At 32.5% G+C, this 2,988-nt stretch carries 2 protein-coding genes and 1 pseudogene; all 3 read right to left on the bottom strand.

Annotated features, from left to right (window positions below; genetic code table 11):
* On the bottom strand, window positions 1–230 hold a 230-nt coding region (locus HMPREF9074_RS09545; protein ID WP_034540444.1), incomplete at its 3' end, for a PAAR-like protein.
* Between the two features lie 10 nt (window positions 231–240).
* Window positions 241–990 carry a hypothetical protein gene (locus HMPREF9074_RS09540; protein ID WP_231121907.1) on the bottom strand — a complete coding sequence of 250 codons (750 nt, stop codon included), beginning with the start codon at window positions 988–990 and terminating at the stop codon, window positions 241–243.
* Between the two features lie 52 nt (window positions 991–1,042).
* Window positions 1,043–2,988: pseudogene (locus HMPREF9074_RS12430) on the bottom strand (Rhs element Vgr protein); the annotation flags it as partial.

Here is a 2,988-nt window from a genome sequence, read left to right as displayed (position 1 = left end):
GTTTGCTCCCATTTTATAGGAGCAGGCATACAAGGCAAGTAACCACTTGTGCTAGGCTTTAGTTTGCACTGACCAAAAGGCATTATATTCACATTGGCCTGTTTGTCTCCTTCAGTAGCAATAGGCTTGTCCTCAATAGTTACAAAATCCTGACTTGTTACAGTAAGATTGCTTTTGGCAGTACCTTGATTGCAACTGAGTTCTGCGGTATTGGTGATGATTTGTGGCATAATATCTTAACTAAATAGTTTTTCTAACCAACTTTTTTTCTTTATTTTTCTGAAGGTCTTGGTACTCTTCCTCACTTATTGATATGCTATTTTTTCTTTTACGTTTATTCTTTTTACTATTTTTCAAAGGAGGAAGTGTAGGCATTTCCTTAGCATTTTCATTATAACGTTCGTACTCTTCACGAGTGTACTTTCCTGTTTTGCAGTTAAATATATATTCGTAATAAGTATCTATCAATATATCTATTCTTTCTTTAAAAACGATAACAGCTACCTCTCTGTTATTATTTTTAAATTCAATATATAATTTATCCCAATCCCTATTTTTACCTGTGTAGAGATCAATAACGCCATCTTTATGCAATACCTCTAAAATAGCATTAAATGTCCATTTACCTAATTTTGCTTCTTCATTCACTTGAGTTTCTTTGCCATTCTCATCAAAGTAATGCCAAATACCTATTTTTACTTTTGTTTGCATACTTGCATATTTACCATAGGCTTTAGGGTTTCCATTTTCATAATAATCATAAAAATAATGATAATAGACAGGTAAGGGAGGTACTACAACATAAAAAACAGAACCATCACTCCCATTACAAGGACGAAAATAACTACCGTCTTTTAGCTTATAATATCCAGAATACTTGTTATCAGAAACCTTTTCAAAGTTTTTATACCTTGTATCCCATAGATTAAAATCAAATTTTTCAAACTTAATCGTATCTTTTAAAGAATTTTTGTTTTCTTGTGCCATCATATGATTTATTGTTAATACTACAATGTATAATAATATTTTCCTCATAAGAGATTTATTTTAATAAATAATGTTTTCGTATAGTTTCCCATTGCCATTTCCATAATTGAAAACGATTTATAGGACTTCGTGCGTTGCCAGATACAGGATCTTTTACTAAATGAGAATAGTCCATTATATTATCTGTAGCCATTGCTTCATACACATAATTAGTCCATTCTGTATAAGAAAAAGAATGTGGTAATGTCAAACCATGCAAACATTCGTGCGTTATTGTTTCTTCAGTATGTGTATTAAACATAATCCCATAGTGCTTATTTATTCCACTATATCCATTTCGATCTGTAGATGCTACATCTAAAAAATATAAAGTAAAACATTTTCTATACAAGTTAGGATGATCATTTCTAAATAAGGTCTCGAGATCTCTTTCTAATCCTTCTGTTTTTAACATAAATTCTGAATCAATATCATAGATACTCTTTTTAGAAGAGATGTCTATTCTTAGTTCTTTATTGTTAAGTACTGGATTAGTAGTCATTATATTGCTTACTTTAATTAATGCTTGACCTAATGTGTTTTTGAAAAAAGTCTCCCAATCAAGAGTAGGAACACCTCCATCTCTATCCACTTTCACAGATACCACCGCGACATCCAGTGTTTTTATTATTGGAGCTACCATTGTTATACAGCCTGCAAGATGCTCTGTTACCTCACCATTGGACTGCTTTTTAACAGCATATACCTTTATGTTCTTGTCCTTTGTGAAGTTTTCTTTATTCTTGCAACAGATCTTTATAGTCTCGATCTCTCTTGGATTATCTATCTTAACACGATCAATTCCTATGTTCTGATGTTCGCATTTTGTCAAATCAAAATTATCTATTTTGAAAAGTAAATAATCAGGTTTTTCTCCATTTAAAAATTTAATGTGTAAATCTATTTCTGCTGTATTAGTACCATAGTTCTCAGTGGCTGGAAATAAAGCAATATAGGATCTGTAATAGGAAAATATATTATATTTATCTTCTTCCACCCCATTTTGATTTGTTATTTCCTTTTGGGCAAAATTAAAGTGTTTAAAACTTTGGGCTAATTTTTCAAATGTATTATCACCTTTGTTATTTTTAGTTTCGTATTGAGGGTCTTGTTTGAAATTAAGGATGGTTTTTCCCAAAAACCTCTCTCTATACCATTTATTAGGGTCATCTATATAAAAATCTTTTAAACTTGATGCCTTTTGATTTTTTGGAATTATTGATTTTACCATTTTTTCATCACTATACTTATAGTATTTTCCAACCATATTTCTATAATCTACCTTATCAGTAATAAGTCCATTTTGTTCTCTAAGCCAATCAAATCCAAATTCACCTTTCCAAGTATCTTTAGGTCTGAAATATACTATTGTATTTGTTTCTGAAAAACTTTCTAATACTTCATAATTTTCTGCTTTATTACTATGTTCTGTTCCTCTTTCTCCCTTCACCTCAAGCAAGCCCTTAGAGTTCACTGTTGCCAACTCATCAGAGTGGATAAAGAGTTTTTCCAGCCCTGCCACATTGGTTTCTCGGGCTTCTATCTTGATTTGGTCATCAGAGTTGATAAGGGCTTTGCCAGCTTGGGTGTGGAAATAGTCGGCAATGAGTTGTTTCATAAATGGGGTGGTTACCAACATTTGTTGCAATACATTGAAGAAAGCTGTGTTGGCTACGTCCATCACTAAATTGTTGCCGGCACTAAGATTGAGGTCTTTACCTGCGCACAATGAGATACTCTCAGGCGCAGAAATCTCTATATTTTTGCCTTGGGTGTCAAACTTTAGAGTGTTGCCATTCTTGTCCGAAAGCAAAATACTTTCGTCTTCAGTGAAAATAAGTTTATGTCCGCTCCTTGTCTGTATCGCCTTGATATCATTGTTTTTGTTATGGAAAGGGCTGTATTCCTTGCCATTGTAATTAGATCCTAATACATAAGGACGTTCTGCATTTTGGCCTTCAA

The organism is Capnocytophaga sp. oral taxon 329 str. F0087 (genome assembly GCF_000213295.2).
GTDB classification, from domain to species: domain Bacteria; phylum Bacteroidota; class Bacteroidia; order Flavobacteriales; family Flavobacteriaceae; genus Capnocytophaga; species Capnocytophaga leadbetteri_A.
This window is presented reverse-complemented; position numbering and strand designations above follow the sequence as displayed.